The organism is Wolbachia endosymbiont (group B) of Silvanus unidentatus, from assembly GCF_964028615.1.
Classification (GTDB): domain Bacteria; phylum Pseudomonadota; class Alphaproteobacteria; order Rickettsiales; family Anaplasmataceae; genus Wolbachia.
Genome location: NZ_OZ034795.1, coordinates 321837 through 342472, shown reverse-complemented (window position 1 = coordinate 342472; position 20636 = coordinate 321837). Strand labels below are relative to the sequence as shown.

The 20636-nt window shown below is 32.4% G+C and carries 14 protein-coding genes; 4 read left to right on the top strand and 10 right to left on the bottom strand.

Annotated elements, in window-relative coordinates; genetic code table 11:
- The first annotated feature begins 34 nt into the window (after positions 1-34).
- From ABWU65_RS01525 to ABWU65_RS01510, 4 genes are all read left to right on the top strand, one after another.
- Positions 35-940 carry a helix-turn-helix domain-containing protein gene (locus ABWU65_RS01525; RefSeq protein WP_019236554.1) on the top strand — a complete coding sequence of 302 codons (906 nt, stop codon included), beginning with the start codon at positions 35-37 and terminating at the stop codon, positions 938-940.
- 49 nt (positions 941-989) lie between these two features.
- Positions 990-1883, top strand: a complete 894-nt coding sequence (locus ABWU65_RS01520; protein WP_250120255.1) for a helix-turn-helix domain-containing protein — start codon at positions 990-992, stop codon at positions 1881-1883.
- A 456-nt stretch (positions 1884-2339) separates the two neighbouring features.
- Complete coding sequence (locus ABWU65_RS01515; protein ID WP_019236555.1) at positions 2340-3239, top strand: DMT family transporter; 900 nt, start codon at positions 2340-2342, stop codon at positions 3237-3239.
- A gap of 47 nt (positions 3240-3286) precedes the next feature.
- Entirely contained in the window at positions 3287-4594 is a 1308-nt protein-coding gene (locus ABWU65_RS01510; protein WP_019236556.1) for a UDP-glucose dehydrogenase family protein, read from the top strand.
- 17 nt (positions 4595-4611) lie between these two features.
- On the opposite strand, the gene ABWU65_RS01505 is transcribed toward ABWU65_RS01510, so the two are convergent.
- The 10 genes from ABWU65_RS01505 to ABWU65_RS01460 form a co-directional block, all read right to left on the bottom strand.
- Positions 4612-5757 (bottom strand): MFS transporter, encoded by a 1146-nt coding sequence (locus tag ABWU65_RS01505; RefSeq protein WP_264686281.1) that lies wholly within the window; start codon positions 5755-5757, stop codon positions 4612-4614.
- Positions 5758-5884: 127 nt separating this feature from the next.
- Positions 5885-6937 carry a threonine aldolase family protein gene (locus ABWU65_RS01500; RefSeq protein WP_226079613.1) on the bottom strand — a complete coding sequence of 351 codons (1053 nt, stop codon included), beginning with the start codon at positions 6935-6937 and terminating at the stop codon, positions 5885-5887.
- The gene (locus ABWU65_RS01495; RefSeq protein WP_026097216.1) at positions 6934-7983 is read right to left on the bottom strand and encodes a threonine aldolase family protein; all 1050 of its coding nucleotides are present in this window, start codon (positions 7981-7983) and stop codon (positions 6934-6936) included. Before ABWU65_RS01495 ends, ABWU65_RS01500 begins: the two co-directional genes overlap by 4 nt.
- Before the next feature lies 1 nt (position 7984).
- Positions 7985-9760: an ABC transporter ATP-binding protein gene (locus tag ABWU65_RS01490; protein ID WP_019236560.1), complete on the bottom strand. Its 1776-nt coding sequence runs from the start codon at positions 9758-9760 to the stop codon at positions 7985-7987.
- On the bottom strand, positions 9761-10750 hold the full coding sequence (locus tag ABWU65_RS01485; RefSeq protein ID WP_026097217.1) for a phytanoyl-CoA dioxygenase family protein: 990 nt from the start codon (positions 10748-10750) through the stop codon (positions 9761-9763).
- Between the two features lie 4 nt (positions 10751-10754).
- Positions 10755-12431, bottom strand: coding sequence for a WG repeat-containing protein (locus ABWU65_RS01480; protein ID WP_353280118.1), 1677 nt, complete (start codon positions 12429-12431; stop codon positions 10755-10757).
- The gene (locus ABWU65_RS01475) at positions 12392-14719 is read right to left on the bottom strand and encodes a glycosyltransferase (RefSeq protein ID WP_353280116.1); all 2328 of its coding nucleotides are present in this window, start codon (positions 14717-14719) and stop codon (positions 12392-12394) included. The genes ABWU65_RS01480 and ABWU65_RS01475 overlap by 40 nt, the downstream gene beginning before the upstream one ends.
- On the bottom strand, positions 14676-15629 hold the full coding sequence (locus ABWU65_RS01470; RefSeq protein WP_264376250.1) for an NAD-dependent epimerase/dehydratase family protein: 954 nt from the start codon (positions 15627-15629) through the stop codon (positions 14676-14678). Before ABWU65_RS01470 ends, ABWU65_RS01475 begins: the two co-directional genes overlap by 44 nt.
- Before the next feature lie 125 nt (positions 15630-15754).
- Entirely contained in the window at positions 15755-16504 is a 750-nt protein-coding gene (locus ABWU65_RS01465) for an NTP transferase domain-containing protein (RefSeq protein ID WP_264686213.1), read from the bottom strand.
- Between the two features lie 542 nt (positions 16505-17046).
- Positions 17047-19161, bottom strand: coding sequence for an AAA family ATPase (locus tag ABWU65_RS01460; protein ID WP_019236567.1), 2115 nt, complete (start codon positions 19159-19161; stop codon positions 17047-17049).
- Positions 19162-20636: the final 1475 nt, after the last annotated feature.

Sequence of the window (20636 nt, the reverse complement as noted above, 5' to 3'; positions counted from 1 at the left end):
TATAATAGAAAATATTATATGCAAGGTTCTTTTTGTGGAAAAAAGTCTAGATTATAAAGTGGGAGAAAAATTAAAAAGCTGGAGGTTAGAGCGAGGGTACACTCAGAAAGATTTAGCAGAGAAAATTGGTGTAAAATACTGGGTGATATTGCAATATGAGAAAGGGAATCGTAGAGTTCCAATTGAAAGGTTGTATGCTATAACTGAGGCACTATCAATCAGTATTACGGATCTTATTCCTGTATCAAAAAGCTGTCTTGAAGATGAAGAAGAAATATTAAATCTAGTAAGAGAATATAAAAAGATTAACGATCAGGAGTTACGTAAGATGTTTTGTTTGCTAACCAAATTTGTCCAAGTTAGTGAGAAAAGTAGTAGAAAATCGGAAAAAATAAAAATTGCAAAGAGTCTGGTTAAAGCAGGAGTTTCTGTTGATATTGTTGCAAAAACAATTGGTCTGTCTGCTGATGAATGTGTTGAAGAAAAAGTTGGTTCTATCTACTACCAAATAGGCAAAAAGATAAAGGAATGGAGACTAGTGAGAGAGTATACTCAAAAGGATTTAGCGGAGAAAATGAGTACAACACGTGACGAAATAAGCAACTATGAACAAGGACGCGTAGCTACTCCACTGGGAAAATTATATGAGATAGCAGAAACATTATCGATTAGTATTACAGATCTACTAACAGAGGAAGATGAAGGTAGTAAAGTGGAAAATGAGCTACCGAATTTGATTAAAGAATACAAAGAAATTGAGAGCCAAGAACTACGTCATGCACTAATAAAATCTTTGTTTGAAGGGATACGTATTTGTGAGGAGAAAGTGAGAGAGATAGAAAGGATTAAAGTTGCAAAGGATCTAGTAAAAGGGGGAATTTCTATTGATACTATTTTGCAAGCGGTAGGTTTATCTATTGATATGGTTTTAGATGGATAGCTCGTAAAAAAATTATAGCAATAAAGTTTTTTTCTTAAATGGAGGATAAATGTTTGTTTCTGCAAGCAATGTTAGTTACGGAATAGGGCAAAGAATAGAAAATTGTAGGTTAATGCGAGGGCATACTCAAATAGGATTAGCAAGTCAAATAGGTTTAACATACCAAGAAGTAAACAGCTATGAAGATGGGTATATTCCTATTCCAATTGAAGTACTATATATAATAGCAAGAGTATTATCAGTTGACGTTGTAGATTTATTACCTGAACCAGTAATAGTAAGGGAAGACAGCTATGAAGACGAGGAAATACTCTATCTAACGAAAATATACGAGAATCAAAAGTTAGGCAAAATAGTACCTTCATTAGTCAGGTTTGTTCATATTAGCGAAAAAATTAATCAAGAAGAGGCAAGGTTGGAAATAGCAAAAAATCTAGTGAAAGAAGGGGTTTCAGTTGACATAATTTCCCAAGCAACCGGCTTATCTATTTACGAGTATGATAATACAGAGAAAGAAGTCTGCACTGATTCTATATACTACAGAATAGGGCAAAGAATAAGAGAATGGAGATTGATAAAAAGGTATACTCAGAAAGATTTAGCAAACAAAGTTGGTTTAACACTCAAGGAAATACACGAGTATGAAATAGGATACACTGCCATATCATTTGACAAATTATATCAAATAGCAGAAGGATTATCAGTGAATATTAAAGTTCTGCTGCCTAAAACAAATGAAGATAGTGAACTACTTAATTTACTAAGAAAAACTGAAGAGCAAGAATTAGTGAAGAAATTTTTATCTAGGGATATGAAGAATAGCAAAGAGAAAGTTAAAAAAACAGAAAAGATCAAGGTTGCGAAAAATCTAGTGAAGGCGGGTGTTTCTACTGATGTTATTTTGCGAGCAAGTGGCCTAACTGCTGATGAGTGTGAAAATTGAATTGTGTTTAAGATACAAGTAAAAATAGTCAATATATTAACCATTCTAAATCCTTGTTTAGCTAACTCAACTGAAGCATTTTCATAAAGTTTTGCTGCTAATTCGTGTTGTTTGATAAACTTCAAATTTAATGCTTTTAAAATTGATGCTGAAAACACATATTGCTAATGCTAGCAGAGGAGCTAGTTGGTAAAATCGCCACAGCCGTCAGTACTCCCGATTACTTTTCCTGATAATGTGATAGTATTCGCAAGTATTATCATATATTACAAAAAAATCAGTTAGCATTTCTGTTTATTAAAATTATGCAATAAAGCTGCATTTTATATAACACTTCTCAAATTATTTCTACTAAATATTTATGAATATGGTTAAACAGTAGATAGAAGAAACCTTTTCTATTATTGATCTTTTGTACAGTAAAGTTATCTCATAAAATATTAAATTTGGAGTTTTATGGATCACAGACTAAGAGCTTATTTGCTTGGAGTTACCTGGTTTATACTCAGTTTACTTAGTAGTGTAGTTAATGATACTATATCAAAGTGTCTCGGTTTACACCTTCAAAGTTTTAAGATAATCTTTTTCCGTTTTTTATTTAGCACTATTACTCTTATACCTTTTATATTTTACTATGGAATAGGAGTTTGTAAAACAAGTCGAATATCTATTCAAATAACTAGAGGTGCATTGTTGTTTTGTGGAATGACCTTATGGACCTATGGGTTGACTATTTGCCCAATAGTAACTGCAACAATTATAGGTTTCTCAATACCATTATTTGTTATGCTTCTTGCAATTCCTTTTCTGGAAGAAAATATAATTTGGCAAAGATGGGTAGTAGCTGTCATTGGTTTTATTGGTATTGCTATTACTACTAAAGCTTATAGTGAGGATTTTAATCCTAAAATTCTTATTTTTATTGTATCCGCATTAATCTTCGCTATACTAGATGTACTTAATAAGAAGCTTGTAATGAAGGAGACAATAATAAGTATATTATTTTACTCAGCTCTAACAACAACAATTTTTTCCACTCCATCTTTGTTATTTTATTGGCATATGCCTTCCTTGTTGGAGTTAGTATTACTGCTGATTTTAGGAATAAGTTCAAACCTAATTCTGTTCTTCATGTTAAAAGCTTTTGCTCTTACTGATGCTACTGCACTTGCACCTTATAGATACATAGAGCTAATAATTTCTGCAATAGTAGCATACGTTATATTTAATGAATTACCTGATAAAAGTGCTTTATATGGTACTTTGATATTAATACCATCAACCTTATTTATAGCTTATTCGGAAGGTAAGGCAATTAAGAAAAATAATGTAACAACAAAAGTTTATAATTGTTAATGGTATTTATTTTAGATGCTAAGCTATATTTTTAAGGTGATAATAAAATGCACATAACTATTATAGGAGTAGGGTATGTAGGCTTAGTATCTGGTACAATGTTATCGGAGCAGGGCCATAAAGTTGATTGCATTGACATAAATACTGAGAAGATTGAACTTTTGAAATCAGGGAAAATTCCCTTATATGAACCTGGATTAGCAGATTATTTAGAGAATAATATAAAGTCACAAAGGATAAGATTTTTTGATTCGTATTCTCAAATAAATCCCAATACAGAAGTAGTATTTGTAACTGTAGATACTCCATCAGACTCCCTAGGAAATGCAAATTTAAAGAATGTATATAATGCAGTAAGTGAAGTTTCTGAGAGGGTTAATCAAGATTGCTTAATAGTGATAAAGTCAACTATTCCTCCTGGTACTGCAGAAAATATACATAATTATTTATCTAATAAGGGCTATAACTTTGATTTGGGAGTTAATCCAGAGTTTCTCAAGCAAGGCTCTGCAGTATCAGATTTTTTATACCCAGATAGGATAATAATAGGAGTAAAAACTAAGCTAGCTAGGGCAAAACTAGAAGTTATATATAGATCATTTATAGATAAGAATATTCCGTTAATAGTCACTGATACAGTTACTGCTGAAATGATTAAATATGCTTCTAATGCCTTTCTAGCAACAAAGGTTGCTTTTATCAATGAGATGGCAGGTTTATGTGAGCTATTAGGAGCAGACATTGACCTTTTAGCTAACAGTATGGGAATGGACCATAGAATAGGTAAGGAATTTCTCAAAGCTGGTCCAGGATTTGGAGGATCATGTTTTCCTAAAGATTTGTCAGCTTTAATAAGGCTTGCTGAAGACCACAATGTTAAGCTACAAATTTTAAATTCAGTTAAAGAATCTAACTATAATCATATAACAAACATTGCTAAAAAGGTAGAATATGTATTAAATGGAGTCCAAAATAAAAAAATAGCAATATGGGGGCTAACTTTTAAGTCTGGTACTGATGATGTAAGAAATAGCCCAGCTATAGACGTTGCAAAATTGCTAGTGAATAACAAGGCTAAAATTACTGCATATGATCCAATGGGGATGGATAATGCTAGGCAAGTTCTAAAGGATATAGAGTACGCGGACAGCGCTATAGGAGCTGCAAGAGACGCGGAAGCCTTATTATTATTAACGGAGTGGAAAGAATTTAAAAATCAAGATTTTGCAAGTTTAAAGAGTATTATGGCTGCACCTAATATTTTTGATTTCCGTAATTTATTAGATAGCGAGCTATTACTAAGATATGGTTACCATATTTATTCCTTGGGTAAAAAATCTATCTACAAAGTTTAACTGTTGAGAAATTTTTTTTACACCGCTTTACTTAGTTTTTTAAGATCTTTGCTTGATAGTATGGAAAAGCAAACGAGTGCAACAACAGAGCAAATGGAAAAAAATGAAAACATAATACTGTTACCACAGTGCTTAACAAGTACTCCTAAGAGCACGCATGAAAATATTGAACTTGCAATATACCCAAATAATCCTGTTAAGCTTACAATTGCACATACATTATTTTGTGGAGCAATTTCTACAGCTATAACACCTGTCAGTACTTGCACTCCAAATATAAAGAATCCTGATAAGATTGCACCAAGGTTCATAAGAATTATGTTTTGACCAAAGTTCATTGCAATAAAAGTGAGTGCTATACCCAACATATAAAGTGATGCCAGCAAGCTTCTATTTTGAAAGAAGTACATATCACTAATTCTTCCTGTTATTAAAGTTCCAAGGATTCCACCTAAATCATATACGCCTGTTATTAGTGAGGATTGTACAAGAGAAATTTGTAATTTATTCTTTAAAATTATAGGAAACCAAAAGAAGATTCCCATTTTTATAATATAAGCACAAAAAGTAGCACAACATAGAAACCATATGGAACTTGTTACCTTGATACCTATTTGAGATTTCTGCACCTTATAATAGGTAGTAAAGTTGGCACTTTCTTTGTAATATGCTTTTAATATTATATAAATTCCAAAAAGTAAGCATAAGAGACCAGAGTACAAAAATGCACTTTTTGCATCATATATTTTAATTATACTTGGTAATACAATTAAAGTAATACAAGAACCAAGTTGCTGAGATGCGCTCATAACTCCCCATGATGATGCAATTGAAGAGATGCTAGAGTTTGTAACCATAAACTTGGTAATAGCTGGCCAACCTAACCCTTGTGTCCAAGCTAATAATATTAATGTTAACAGTAATAAAGTTAGATTATTATATGATAAAGTTATACCAATGGTTAATAATCCAGTTGCAATATTGCATAGCCCAAACATAAATAATGGATTATTTTTGGAGTCCATGATTATTCCATTAACAAATTTTGATACTCCATAAAAAAAAGAAAAGCAGGCAAAAAAATAGCTTAATTTTACATGGTCAGTATCTATTAACAGTGGTAGAGCAATTGGTATACTTTGTCTTGATAAATAAAGCAGCATATATCCACAGAAGAATAGTAAATATTGAAAGAAGACAAAGTTCACACCTATTCCCAAATAGCTCTATGCAGATGCTAGCATAATACTATATTGGTATAATATTGTTTGACAAGAAGTTTGCAAACAATTAGTGCAGAAAATTACTTAGTATCTTTCTTATAGCAGATACAGTAGTATTAATATCTTCATAGCTTATATCTCTATGTGTTATAGCTCTGATTTTACCTTTGATGTTAGCCATTCTAATTCCATAATTTGTAACTAGTACGTTTATTAATTCTTGAGTAGATATACAATTAGTACGTAATGAAAAATACGCTATATTAGTTTTGTATAGGTCGATATCAATTATAACTTGATCTATGGAGTCTAGGCCTTCTATAAGGTGCTGCATCTTTTTATGATCTTCCTCTAAACAATTTATATTATTATGTAAAGCATATAAACATGCAGCTGAAATAATGCCAGCTTGGTGCATACCTCCGCCAATTTGAAACTTATAGTACCAAGCTTTTTCAATAAACTCTTCACTTCCAAGCAATATTGCGCCCATTGGAGCACCTAATCCTTTACTAAAATCAATGAATACCGAATCAAAATAACTTGCATACTCTTTTGGAGATATTTTAGTATGAGCACAAGCGTTGAACAGTCTTGCTCCATCTAAATGAGTGAATACGTCATTCTCTTTGCAGAGACTTGAGATCTCTTGAATATATTCTAAAGGCCACACAGCTCCACCACCAAAATTTGTCGTTTGTTCGATAGAAACAAGCCCAACTCTCGGAATATTTCTTAAACTAGGACGAGTAATAAACTCAACAATTTGTTCTCCAGTAAATATTCCTCTCGTACCTTTGATGGGCAAAGGAGTGGCATGTGCCTGGGCTGCGATCAAGCCAGATTGTACTATGAGCGGATGTGAAGTTTCATCAAGCAGCAAGTAATCACCAGGTCTTTGAATGTGTACTTTATAAGCAATGACATTGGACATCGTTCCTGAAATCAAAAAGATTCCTGCAGGTTTACCTAATATTTTACATGCGGTTGCCACTAATTCGTTCACAGTTGGATCTTCACATGCAGCTTCGTTTCCAACTTTTGCTTTAGCCATCGCTTCCCTCATTTTAGCTGAAGGGTCAGTGTTTGAATCGCTAAAGAAATCTATTTTTATTCTCATATTAAATTTAACACAACTTCCTTTATAATTTCAGCAGCTTTCATGATGTCTGTTTCCTTTGTGCCAAGATGGGTAACTGCTCTTATATGAGACTCGAGCCAAGGAAAAAGCAATAAACCATAAGCTTGGCACTTACTCAAGAAAACCTCATTAGTTACATTTAGTGCTTTTATACTAAAGCTTACTATATTAGTTTCTGGATAAGGTAGTACCAGTTTTATGTGTGGAATTTCTTTAATCTTATCTGCAAACAATTTAGCGAGCTTATTATCTTCTTTAAGCCTAGAGATATTATTCTGTAGTACGTATTTTGCTGCATTAGCACAATACCCTATCTGATGATAACCACTACCTAGCCAAACCTGTAGCTTTTTAGCCCTTTCAATTATCTCTCTTTTACCCATAAGCATTGAACCAAAAGGAGCGCCAAGTCCTTTAGTAAAAGAAAAGCTCATTGTATCCACATATTTAGCATAATCTGCTAAAGCAATATTTGTTTCGATATGAGCATTAAATATTCTTGCACCGTCTAAATGAAGATTTACATTGTGAGCTTTTAAAAAGTGATATAACTCGACTTGTTTTTCAAAAGGATAAATTTTACCATTAAACCCATTTATACTATTTTCTATAGAAACAAGACTCACCTGAGCAAAAATTTTATACCTCGGCTTAGAATTAATAGCATATTCTACTTCATCAACATCTAAGATTCCGCTATTATTTCTAATACAATTAAATACGATATTATTTACTTTTGCATTGCCTGCACTATCGAAAAAATTAATGTGATAATTATAATTAGTTATTAGTTCATCACCAGGACTTGTTTGAATGGCAATGGCTAATCTATTTGCAAGCATACCGCTGGTTACAAATAATGCTTCTTCTACTTTGAATAATTGTTTGCAATATTCTGATAAGTCATTACAGCTTTTGTCTTCACCATAAGCAAAATCTCCAACAGTTGCATTACTTATTGCATGTATAACGTTGGAGCTCTGCAGAGTTGTAGTGTCACTTCTCAGATCAATAATTTTTTCCATCTTATTTCTTGCCATTCAAACAACCAATTTGAGCATTCCAAAGTTCCTTGTAAAGACCTTGCTTAGAAACTAATTCAGCGTGTTTACCATCTTGGACAATTTTTCCTTTGTTAAATACTATAATTCGGTCCATGTGTAAAAGTGTAGAAATACGGTGTGCTATAGTAATCGTAGTTTTATTTTTCATCAATTTGAATAAACTCATTTGAATTGTTTTTTCTGTTATAGAATCTAACTGACTAGTTGGTTCATCGAGAAATAATATTGGAGCGTTTTTTAAAAATGCCCTGGCTATTATTATTCTTTGTCTTTCTCCTCCAGATAGCTTGATGCCTTTTTCTCCAACTGTAGTTCCATATTGATCTGGTAGAGTCATAATGAAATCGTGAATACCAGCCAGCTTTGCAGCTCTCATTATTTCTTCGATAGTAGATTGAAGTTTACCATATATGATGTTTGCTAAAATAGTATCATGAAATAACAATGGGTCTTGAGGTATTACAGATATTTGTTGCCTCAAAGAACTCTGTGTAACTTCTGATACTATTTGATTATCAATCTGTATATTACCTTTTTTAACATCAAATAGCCTTAGAATTAAGTTTATAAAAGTAGATTTACCACCTCCAGAATAACCAACTAGACCTACCTTTTCGCAAGGATTAATGGTAACTGAGAAATCTTGAAATAATGGCTCCTGACCTTCATAAGAAAAAGAAACATTGTTAAACGTTATTCTTCCACTTAATAAATTTAATTCTTTAGCATTTTCCTTATCTTGAATTTCTGGTACGGTAGTCAAGATTGGCAATGCATCTGAAACTTTGCCGAAATGAGTAGAAAATTGGGTAAGATTCCTAGTTAGATGGTTAAGAAACTCTATAATCGATATATTAATTCCAAGTACAAGAACAATATCTCCTATTGCGATTTTGTTCAATTGATAATCATGAATTAAAAAATACAAGTTTACTGCTTGGAGTATATCAAATGAATAGCCGTATATAAACCAAAGCCAAAAGTATGCCCATTGTAATTTTCTCTCTGCAATAGTTCTTTTCTTGCATATTTGAAAAAATTTGTGTCTCTCATGTGCTTGCTGAGAAAATAACCTTACTGATATAACATTTAAAATACTATCTGCTATACTAGCTATTACCTGTGAATTTTGTTTAGAGTAATTATCAGCTAATTCAGTAAGCACACGAAAGCTGAAAATCGAGACTAAAATAAAAATGCTTACCCAAGTGAATGTAGCGATTGCAAACTTTATGTTTACTAATGATAAGGTATAAATAGCTAAGACTAATGCTATACTGTAACCGAAAAAACAATCTATAAGCAATCTTATTAACTCTATCACACTATCCATTAAGCTACTGACCTTATGTACTAAGCTTCCAGATAAATTGTTCTGATAATAGGAATGGTCTTGTTGGAGTAGCCTACAAAAAGATATATCAGCTATCTTTTGACGCATTAAGGTAAACATTTGAATGTCAACAAAATAGCCATAGAATCTAAAAGCAGTAGTGATAAGTAATGCCATACCAAGATAAGCGCTTACAGGTAATAAAAGATTTTCAATTACATTACCTTCCTGATATTTTACAGCTGTATCTAGAATATTTTTTACTAAATACTTTCTAAAAGACAAATCAACAGCTACCACCAGGGCAACTAAAGACATTATAAGTACATTAAGTTTGAATTTAGATGCTATATTCAAGATGAACATCAATACACATTTGAAGCTATCAACTCTACTTCTGTTCATTTATAATGCTAGCTCCACTACGTTGACTTTTTTATTGAGAAATACAAGTAGTGAAAACCATAAATTTTTGTATATTTTTCCTGAGATGTCTCCAGCATCATGTAGTGCTGATGCTCGATTCAGAATAAGTAGCTTATATAAATCTCGCTTAGCCTCAGTAGTGTCGATCTCAGAAATATTTGTAGTTGTGTCTGTAATAAAGGCTAACCAGCTCTTGATAAGTTCTTCCATGTTTTTTACTTTTATACTTTCCTGGTAGCAAAATAATGACAAGCATTCTCTCAGTATAGATTCTGTTAACCCACCACAATTGAGTATACCAAAAACTGAAGGCTGAGGTTTTGGCACATAGGGAAGATCTTGATCTTTTACAATCCACCTTGTTACATAAGCAAATCTATCTTTAGCATCTGTATTCTTATCACTACCATGCCATAACCGTGAATCAAAAACTATCGCATCTCCTGCTGAAATAGGTAGTGACTTAATTTTGTAATTTTCCCGATTACTTGAGTACTGATCAAAAAAATATGGGTACCAAAAATCAACTAAAGGCTGTATTTCCCATTTATGACTGTTTTCTATAATTTGCAGTGCACCTGAAGTTTCACTTACATTATTCAAAGCTAACCAAACAGAAAAGTGGTAAGGATCATTGAAACTATAGGAGATGTCTTGGTGAAAGGGAACTGCATCTATTAAATCAGCAGTTTTACATATAACATTTGATTTTTTCTGCAGTATCTGACACTGAAGTGACTTTTCAAGGTAATTTTTAATAATTTCATCTAATGCTTGAGAGATAATTCTAGTTACTTGAGATGACGTGCCCCATCTGCCGGTACAGTTTAAGTAGTCAGAAGTTGAAACACTTAGTTCTTGGGATAGCTTTGATATCTTATTTGTTATATCACTTAAAGACTGAGTTATTAGCTCTAAAGGAACCAGATTTTTGATAATAAAAAAACCATTTTTTTGTAATGTTTCCATATGATTAACACCTGACATCAATAACTGATAAGTAATCTGTTAAAGGTATAACAGCAAAAATTTTGAATCCTTTTACTTGTTTGAGTATTTTTTCCCAATTGCTTAATGTTCTTAGTTTACCTCCTGTTTCAACCATTACATTAATATCTACAGAGCCTCCATCTGGAGAGCGGTAATCTAAAATAGTTTCTATCAATAAAATACGAGATATTCCTTTGACCAATTTTAAATAAGATAATACTTTATCATCATCATAATGCTGTAGAAAGCGGCAAAAGACACCTAATTCATAATTTGTAGCTGATAGTTCTTCCTGAGTTATAAGTTTGACTTTTAAATTTTCTACTAACTGTCTTGGCACTTTATGTTCGTTATATAGGCCTATGGAACCTTTATTGTGTATATCAGAATAAGCAAGAAATAAAGAGTGTACACCAAATAGCAATATATTCTTAGCATCATCTATATTAATTCTAGAATTAAACTCTTTAGTATCAAACCTAGAATATCCTAGTAATGCTTGGTAAAATGCTATTTTCTTATCTTCTGATGCTTCTCTTTCCTTAAAAGATTCAAATGAAGAGATAGACTTCTGTTTTAGTATATCGGCCATCTTTAACCAATTCTTTTCAGCGGCAACTCTTGCCCACATTGTTGCTGCTTTTGGCAAAAATGGTATTTCCTTAAAACACTTACCTTTTGATGATAGTTTCCATAAGTCCTCGTCCTTATCGTAATCAATAAACCCTATTTCCCACAACGCCCTTAACAGCCTTTCTAGATTTGGTACGATAATGTTTAACTTTTTAGATAAAAACGGCACAGTTGCAGGTAAAATATTTAACAAATCAAGTTCAATAGCAACGCTTGTTAGGTAAGTTTTCCAAAAGGCTGAAAGTTCTGCAGAAATCCTATGCACTTGAGATTCTTTACCTAAATCAAAAATACTAAACTTTACATTTCCGGTAATATCGATTTGTCCTAACACACCTTCAAAAGTTTCAACTTTTGCCATCCCATTATAAAATGCTTCTACCATTTTAAATCTCTGCTGGTAAACAGGATCACCATTAATATCTATATGAAACCAACCATGTTGATCTTCTGCAATAGAATACCCTTTATGAAAAACATTAAGTTTTTTATACCATTTATTATGTACTAACTTTCCATGATGATTAATATGTGTAGCTTTACCATCCTTATAGACTACAGCGATACCATCCTTAAAATCTCCAACATAATCATATTCCTCCTGATAAATCCTGTTGCCATTTAAATTAATATGAAAACATTTATCATGTCTTCTAACTACACAAATATCTTCCTGATAATTTCCAATCCATTGATACGACTGTTTGTATACTCTACATCCAGATGAATCAATATGGTAACACCCTGTATCATCTTCTACGGCCGCTCTATTAAAGTAGAATCCAAAAGTTTTTAGAAATCTATGATGATAAACTGCTTCTCCTCTTACATTGATATGATAAGCACCTGTCTGATCATAAACCGGTGCAAGACCGGGCTCATGAAATTTACCAACCTTTATAAACCTATCTTCATACAAAGGATTTCCTAGTAATTCGTGAAAACTCTCACACGGTGAAATTTTAATAGATTTAAGATTATCTTTGATTAATTGATCAAAGGTTTTCTCATGTTGCATGTTTTGCATAATTTGTAATTTAAATAATTCTTTTGTAAGCTTAGGTACTCACTACTCTGCCATATTTCCTCGAGTTTAACCTCATTAACATTACCAAAATTTCCTAATGTCTTACGGAGTTCATCTGGAGCACAGCAAGGACTAAACTTTCCTTCATTGTTTATCCATGCTTCTTTACCTAAAAATGGGCATTGACCACCTGGAGCCAAATCCTTAATACCTTCTTGAGAAAGAATTGTAAAATTTTCTAATTTTATCTTTTTACCATTTGGTAATAGCATATTATCTCTAAGCTCATATAACCTTCTCACCTCTGTATTCCATCTACTAATTGCTAACTCATCTCTTCTCATAGATAGATCCTTAATTTCCTCAAAATGTGCCCAAAGATGATGTCCTTTAACTCTATCTATGCCATTTTTTATGGCCATCTTAACTATGTCATAGAGTTCATGTAAATTACTTTCCAAAAATGTTAATTGTAAAGTAACGGTACACCTTTCACCTGTATCGCTAAAGTATTTATCTCTAACTTCAAGGAAAGTTTTTAAATTTTCTGTCACTACTTCCCATTTTGAACCTTTCATGATTCTTTCATGAGTTTCTTTAGTTGCCCCATTCCAGGAAATCTTAACATCAGATAAAATTGGTACCAATAGTTCAGCCCATTTTCTAGCTCCTTTAATGGGAAAAGAACCATTGGTTGTGAGGTTAAGCTTAAGGCCGAACTCATGGCACAAATTGATTATTTCATCAAAGCTTTTATACATTAAAGGCTCACCCATAGTAGAAGGAATGATTTCCCTTAAAGGTGTGCCAGCTGCTTCCTTAATTACTTTTCTGATAGTTTCTATCGACAGTATCTTAGGTTTTATTCCTTTAGCTTTCTTCTCTTCTTTAACTTTGCTGTATGGTGAAAAACATTCGCACATTATACAAGCAAAATTGCAGTAATCTGGATTAGTATCAAAAGTAATTCTCCAAGGACCAGGTTTCACAGCTACTGATTTGCCTTTCTTTTCAATAGCATTACGGTAAATCTTGTTAAGTTTCTCAGTATGCTCACCTATAGAAGGTATATTTCCATTTTTAGTATAAGGATAGCCTTTTTGGGTAAGTTTATTGTATAACTCCTGATTTGTAGATAGGACTTGCATTTTTTCTGACAAACTACTTGCATCTCTGTGCTTAAATAATAGTCCATCTCTTACATATTCTGCCATACCACCATAATCGGCTGTTATAACTGGTATTCTAAGTTGCTGTGCTTCATGTATTACTAACGGTGAATTTTCACCCCAAATTGAAGGAACGACTATTGCATCAACTTTATTAAATACGTCAGTAACTATATTCTTATTATCATAACTTCCCATCCACTCTATTCTTTCTTTAACAACAGGTGAAAACTGATCGGCAATCGCTTTTAAAGCTTTAGTTTCTTCTCTTGCTGCTCCCCAAATTCTAAGTTTTGCTTTAGATGATAAGTGAGAAAAAGCTTTCAATAATAGATCAACACCTTTTTCGGGAGTATGAGTACCAATATAACCGAAAATAAACTCTTTTTCTTGTACTCTATTTCTATTCTTAAGACGATTGAGATCAAAACCATAATCAAGATAAGAAATTTTGTTTATCGGAACATAAAAATCCTGAGTAAATTTATCCATCAAGAATTTCGATGGGGAAATAAAGTAATCTATATAGTCTATTATTTTCCTTGTGTGCTTCATTCTAGTTGCAACCCATTGTTCCCAATAATTTAGGTCTGAATTCAGGAATTCTTCATCTCCTGTAAAATATCCCTTGTAACATTGGGTTGCACATTTTTGATCCTTTTGTCCATCACAAAGCTGTAATAAATCTTCAGAATTGCGTTGAATAAACCTTCCTCTTGGACACATTAACCAAAAGTCATGTAGCGTAAAAATTGTAGGTATATTTTCTTTAAAAGCAATTTCTGGTAAAGTAATTGATAGATGATTAAGATGACCAAAATGTATAAGATCTGGCTGAAAGTTATCTATTACTCTTTTAAATTTTATATCTACTTCTTCATTAATAAATTTATAACGATATTTAGCTATGGGTATATTAATTAAATGCAGTAAGATTCGAGAATCACTACGATCTAGGACTGTAGTGTAATAAAAATCAGGTAAAAAGCTATTTTCATACCTAGTAAATACTTGTACCTCATTGTTATTTGCTAGTTCATGAGCAAGAGTTTGGCTGTAAACCTCTGAACCAGCGCTATAATAAGGAGGGTAACCATGAATAACTTTTAATATTTTCATATATTACCATATCTATATTGTTAGGATACTCTTGTATATTGTTTTGTAGACTTTTTATAAAATTGCTTAATCCTACTTCTAATGAATGCTTTGGAGACCAACCAAGTAGCTCTTTAGCTCTAGTAAAATCACCATGGAACTTAGTTACGTCAAAATTTCTTGGAGGATAAAAATCAATTCTAGAATCACTTTTCGTGACTTTTAATATTGTTTTTGCTAAGTTTTCTAAAGTACATGGGCTATTAGTAGTAAGATGAATAGCAGGAAGAGAAGATTTTTCACTTTGTAAATATTTAACAGTTAAGCATATACCCTCTATAACATCATCCAAGTAGGTAAAATCAAAAACACATTCTTTACCTTCTATTTTAATTGGATCACCTCTTAATGCATTAATACAGAGTGCGGGAATTACTCTACTGTTATGATCTAGTAAACCACCGTATACATTTGAAAAGCGTAATATTGCTACATTAAAATCTTTTAAACTTGTTATTTGCTTCTCAATAAATGCTTTACCTTTGGCATAATTATTTATTGGATCGATACTAGCAGATTCTGTAACCGGCAGTTCCTTCTGCTCTCCATAGACTTCCCTACTACTTGCATATATAAACCATGGTTTATTTGGAAGTGACTTACATAACCCTAAAAACTGCATTGTACCATCAACATTAATTTTTTTACACAGTTCAGGATAAAGTTCACCATGTATAACTCGAGAAATTGCAGCCAGATGAATAATTCCTGTACACTTAGCAAGTAGTGGTACTATATCTTCTGAAAAAAAACTGAGTGGATTGTTGCGAAACCTAATATCACAGCTTATTACTTCATGGCCCTGGTTTTCTAACTTTTTCACCAAGGTTGACCCTATCAAACCTGCAGCACCTGTTATTAATATCCCCATGTATACCCTCTCACTACAAATAGGAAAATTTGTCGTACCAATTATCTTACAAGTAAGAATCAAAAGGTATTATAAAACCAGTATAAAACAAATGTCAACTTAAATTAATGAATAAAAAAATGTAGTTATGAAAGAAAAGTTGGCTGCCTTCTTTCTTGAAAATAGTGTTCGGCTTTAATCAAATCCTCTTTATTATTTACTCCCATTGCTTCTCTTTCATCAGAAACTACATAACCTACACTCAAGTTATTGTTTGCTGCAATGGGCACTATATCATTAAGACAATATTCATTGGTCGAATTATTGAATTTTATTTCTTTTACTAAGGTAAAGAGATCTTTAGCATATAAAGCCATTATTCCAGAGTTTGCAAGAAGCATTTTATCTCCATTTTTTAGGATTTTTTGAACATTTCCGTAATTATCAATTACTAATCTTCCATATTGTTCATCTTGACTATTGAATCCAAGAAGAACTAAATTATTATACTTTAAACAATCAGTCATTTTCATAACTGTATCGCTAGATATAAAAGGAGTGTCTCCATACTGTATTAAAACTATGTCTTGATCAGATAACTCCTCCAGATTTTCTAGAGCAATTTTAACTGCAGTGCCAGTGCCTGTAATATCTTCTTGAATTATTAGTTTTATATTGTATTGATCGATTATACTTTTTAGAGTATCAAAGTTTTCTAAATCTTTTAGAAGGGAGTTGTTAACAACAATTGATAAGCTTTTTAGACTCAGCGATTTTGCATTAGAAATTATATGTTCTAAAAGAGTAAGATTTCCCACTTGGTGCAACGCTTTTGAATATTCAGAATTCATTCTACTGCTCTTTCCTGCTGCTAATATTATCAAAATTTTACTCATACATAATTCAGGAATTGATTAGGTAGTAAGTTAATTTATAATTAGTAAGATGTAAAGTCCACTTTGATTTTCTAGAGGAAAATAACTACCATCGAACAGACAAAATTCGTTAAATTAGCATCTGTAGTAATTCTTAAGTAAAATTTTAGAAAGAGACGCCCCATAGTTATAATTGAGTGTGTGCTACTTTCAAGTATGGTTTTTATTGATGAAACCTCTTAGACCACTCTGTTTGAAATAAGGTAACTACTGCTTAATTCACCAAAAAGCCTGTAATTAAGTTCTAAAGCGAGTGTGTCCAACCCAATCGATTGTATCTCTTTAGCGTCTGTAATGCCCTTTAAAATTTGAATAAAATGTACTTATACTAATTCTATTAGTATAAAATAAACTTGCACATGATTTTATCGTCATTTTTATTCATTGTAAAGAAAATTTTGTATGAAGGTTTTTTAGAAAACTCACTTGCCCCTCTTAAATGCTCTCAACATCCTGAAAATTTGAATAAAAGTAATTGCTATTTTCAGAAACTTTTTGAAAAATTACCACAAAACATCTAAATCTTTAATAGGCAAGACCGCACCATTTGCTTGTAGATAGTAATGTGTTGGCTTTATTAACTTGTGCTCTACTTTATCTCCTACTGAAACTTTAAATTCCATATCCTGCACACAAAGAAATCCATATTTAGAATTGGTCCCATATCCTGCAGCATTACGAAAGAATTTAATCTGTCCAAGAGTTGCAAGATTATTTATTCTTTCTCTAATATTGCGCTCACTGCCAAGCCCCTCTTCTCCTTCAAAACGCTTTGCAAATTGTCCAGCAGTATAAATATTACCTTGATATGCGCTACTGCGAATTAAATTCAAGATAACCTCATGTTTTCTCATCCGTTCTAAATCCAACTTTTTACTATATTGATCTCTGATTATTGGTTCTGAATTTAAAACTGAATTGTCATGTACAAATGCCCCATTTTTCCAGTAAAGTGTCATTTGCCCGTTATTGCACTGCGAATAGTTAGATTTTTTGCGCGATAAAATTCTCTCATCAGGAGAAGCATTAGCTTTATCTGGTCTAGTCAAATACCAACGAGACCTTACTGTATTATTCCATGCTGTTGAACCGCCTGTGCCAGTTTTACGTATTATTCCCGCATCAGAAGGGTGGGCAAGTAATAAAACAGCTCCTTTTATTGCTTGAGCTATTCGACCACAACAACCTTGAATAAATTGTCTCACATGAGAACGGTCGTTTTCATTTCCTCCAAATAGGTCTGCTGCTGTATCTAATATCACAAGCTTCGGCTGAAACGATTCAATATCCTCAAGTAACTCTTGAAAGTACGTAGTTAATTGACCAGTATCTTTGTTATTAAAAACCATAAGTTGATTATTGTGCCCTGCTCGTGACCATAAGCCAACATTATCCTGAAAATCAGAAGATTCCATACCTGATTGATAAAATTCATTTATTGCGCATTGCCGACGCCAAAGTTCTTCTTCATCATCTTCACAGAACACACCATATGTCTTTATTTTTTCCAGATCTATTCCAAGCCAAGGTTTACCAAAAGCAGCGGCTGTCATTAATTGTTGAGCAAGGAGAGATTTTCCAACACCACCATCACCATAAAGAGCTGTAACACTTCCTACAGGGAGCCAATCCTTAATAACCCACTTTCTTTCTGGAGGGATATTGGTCCAAACTGTAGTATCAATTCTTTTTGACTTTCTTGAAGAATAAGGGCTTTTGTTGTTAAGGATAAATTCTTCAACGTTCATTCCTTCTAGCACACTATCTGCAGCATCCCAAGATTTTGGCTTATCTTGAGGAATCTTGAGAATAGAAAGTGATGCAACTCCAAAACCAGAAAGCTTTTTTGCGGCTTCTTGAGCATAATCTTTTCCAGGATCATCGTTATCTGGCCATATAATAATGTGTTTACCTTTAAGTGGAGTCCAATCAGTTTTCTCAATAGGTGCTTTTGCTCCAAACATTGCTGTTGTTGCAGTGATCCCTTGTTCTATGAGTAGCTCAGCACATTTTTCCCCTTCTACCAATATCACTCTATCAGATTTAGTGATGCCTGGAATGTTATACAGAGGCCTGATCTCAGGTGCAGTAAAGGTAGATTTTTTAGCATCAAATGGTTGATAACTTTTTCCTGAAGCAGTATCATAACGATATTTGCTGGCAATCAACTGATTATCCTGATCGAGATAGTCCCATTGAGTTATTCTCTTTTGCTCTTTAGTAGGTCGCTTGTTACATCCTATCCATTCACTTATCGAAGAAATTACTTCAACAAATTCTATTTTAGCGTTTTTCCCATGTGCAGCTGCCCAAAGATCAATAATGTCACCACCGTCCCCAGTTGCAAAATCAATCCATAATCCGACCTTGCCATACGCTAATTCAACTTTGAGGCTTTTGCCTTTATTACCTTGTACATCACCTATCTGAAATTTGTCACCATGAAAAGTTCCTCTTGGAAATAAATAAGAAAGGCATGATCTGATGTTTAATAATAGTTGTCTTTTTATTTCTTCTACATCAAATTGTTCTAATGGTTCTAAATGTGAGACAGCGTCGTTAAAATCATAATTTAAAGTATTTTTTTCTTTGACATCAGTTAAAAAATCTTGTACCATAGGTTGAAGCTCCTTTTAAAGTTAAGTGTTTGAAAGGTTTTTGAGCAAGGCTGTATTGGTTGCGGTCTTGTTCTCTTATCATGAAGTAAAAAATGTAGTAGGTGGTTCTCTTGGCAAAGCTTGAAAAATATATTAATAAGTGAAGGAAGTCAGTTCAGGTTTACAGTAAAGGTAAGATTGAAGGCTCTTAGAGTTTTCTTTCTTTTAAGACAAAATACTCTAATATAATTCTACAATATTTTCCTCACTATGTCAACTTCCTATTAAATAATCATAATGCTTCTATTTTGTCACATTGATATATTACATATTTATAGTATGTAATATATATTATATATAAGGAAATTTGCCATTTAACATTTTGGTTAAACCTCCACATATACGCAGCTTTGGAGCCGATTGGCAATTTTGCCAAATGAAATTTTATTTGCCATTTGAAATTCTCTTAAGGTATTGATTTTCTTGTATTTCTCTTTGTAAGTTCATCTGGTTATTTGGTAGGTTTGCCAAATGATTTGCATTTTGAAGCTTACTTTAATAAGTAAATATACCTATATGCTAGAAAATTTATAACAGTTGCTTACTGCATAAACTAAGTTCACTTATTAACATAACTCAAGAGATGCTTATATTTCTGTACCATTGACTATAGTATACCGGATCCCTTATCGATCTTTCCGGAAGTGAGGGAAATTTTTCCAAAACACGTTTACTCCTTATTATAAAAACATCTGACTTTAAACTTACACTATTTCCTTACTATATATGTTCACAAAAATTCTAAAAACTGTTCACTTTTTTAAAAAATTTTGCACAACTCCGCTTTCATACTCCACTAAATGACCTACTTTTCTAACGACTAAAAATGCAGTCCGAAATATGATTTGCTCTAAAAATTTTTCATTGAAATTACAAAAATGAACAGGTAACGCAAATTCTGTAAAGGACAATGGTGGTATTGAAAATTTAGCTCTGCTCTCAACTTACACTCCTCAAAAAAATTACAAAATTTAATTTCATTTTAACTTTAAACAAAAAGGCCACCTATAAGTTGCATCTGCATTATGTTGCAAAATATACTATACTTTCCTTATGAGACACTTACATAATCAAATAAGCTATCTACTACTTTTCTTCTCCTCCATAACAGATATATACTGTAAATGTGGTTTGAAATATGAATTGCTCTAAAATTTTTTTTATTACGATTTTTCTATTAAACTTTAATAGAGCTTAACGTGTTTACAATATACCCAGGTGAGAGATTTTCCGTCTATAAGAGGTAGCCGTAAAAATGCTATATTAGTAAAACTATTAATAATAATTATTTGTGAATTAAGTACTTTAGATTCGAGATTATATAGACTTTTGGCAGTTTAAGCCATTTTAGATTGGAAAATGAAATCTCATTAAGCTGAGAAGTGGGCTACTGTAGGGGAGTTTAACATAATTTAAGGTTACAAGTCAAGCAAACT

Coding starts and splice junctions, on each gene's coding strand:
- ABWU65_RS01520 (WP_250120255.1), top strand. CDS start 990: ATGTTTGTTTCTGCAAGCAATGTTAGTTACGGAATAGGGCAAAGAATA.
- ABWU65_RS01515 (WP_019236555.1), top strand. CDS start 2,340: ATGGATCACAGACTAAGAGCTTATTTGCTTGGAGTTACCTGGTTTATA.
- ABWU65_RS01510 (WP_019236556.1), top strand. CDS start 3,287: ATGCACATAACTATTATAGGAGTAGGGTATGTAGGCTTAGTATCTGGT.
- ABWU65_RS01505 (WP_264686281.1), bottom strand. CDS start 5,757: ATGCTGCTTTATTTATCAAGACAAAGTATACCAATTGCTCTACCACTG.
- ABWU65_RS01500 (WP_226079613.1), bottom strand. CDS start 6,937: ATGAGAATAAAAATAGATTTCTTTAGCGATTCAAACACTGACCCTTCA.
- ABWU65_RS01495 (WP_026097216.1), bottom strand. CDS start 7,983: ATGGAAAAAATTATTGATCTGAGAAGTGACACTACAACTCTGCAGAGC.
- ABWU65_RS01490 (WP_019236560.1), bottom strand. CDS start 9,760: ATGAACAGAAGTAGAGTTGATAGCTTCAAATGTGTATTGATGTTCATC.
- ABWU65_RS01485 (WP_026097217.1), bottom strand. CDS start 10,750: ATGGAAACATTACAAAAAAATGGTTTTTTTATTATCAAAAATCTGGTT.
- ABWU65_RS01480 (WP_353280118.1), bottom strand. CDS start 12,431: ATGCAAAACATGCAACATGAGAAAACCTTTGATCAATTAATCAAAGAT.
- ABWU65_RS01475 (WP_353280116.1), bottom strand. CDS start 14,719: ATGAAAATATTAAAAGTTATTCATGGTTACCCTCCTTATTATAGCGCT.
- ABWU65_RS01470 (WP_264376250.1), bottom strand. CDS start 15,629: ATGGGGATATTAATAACAGGTGCTGCAGGTTTGATAGGGTCAACCTTG.
- ABWU65_RS01465 (WP_264686213.1), bottom strand. CDS start 16,504: ATGAGTAAAATTTTGATAATATTAGCAGCAGGAAAGAGCAGTAGAATG.
- ABWU65_RS01460 (WP_019236567.1), bottom strand. CDS start 19,161: ATGGTACAAGATTTTTTAACTGATGTCAAAGAAAAAAATACTTTAAAT.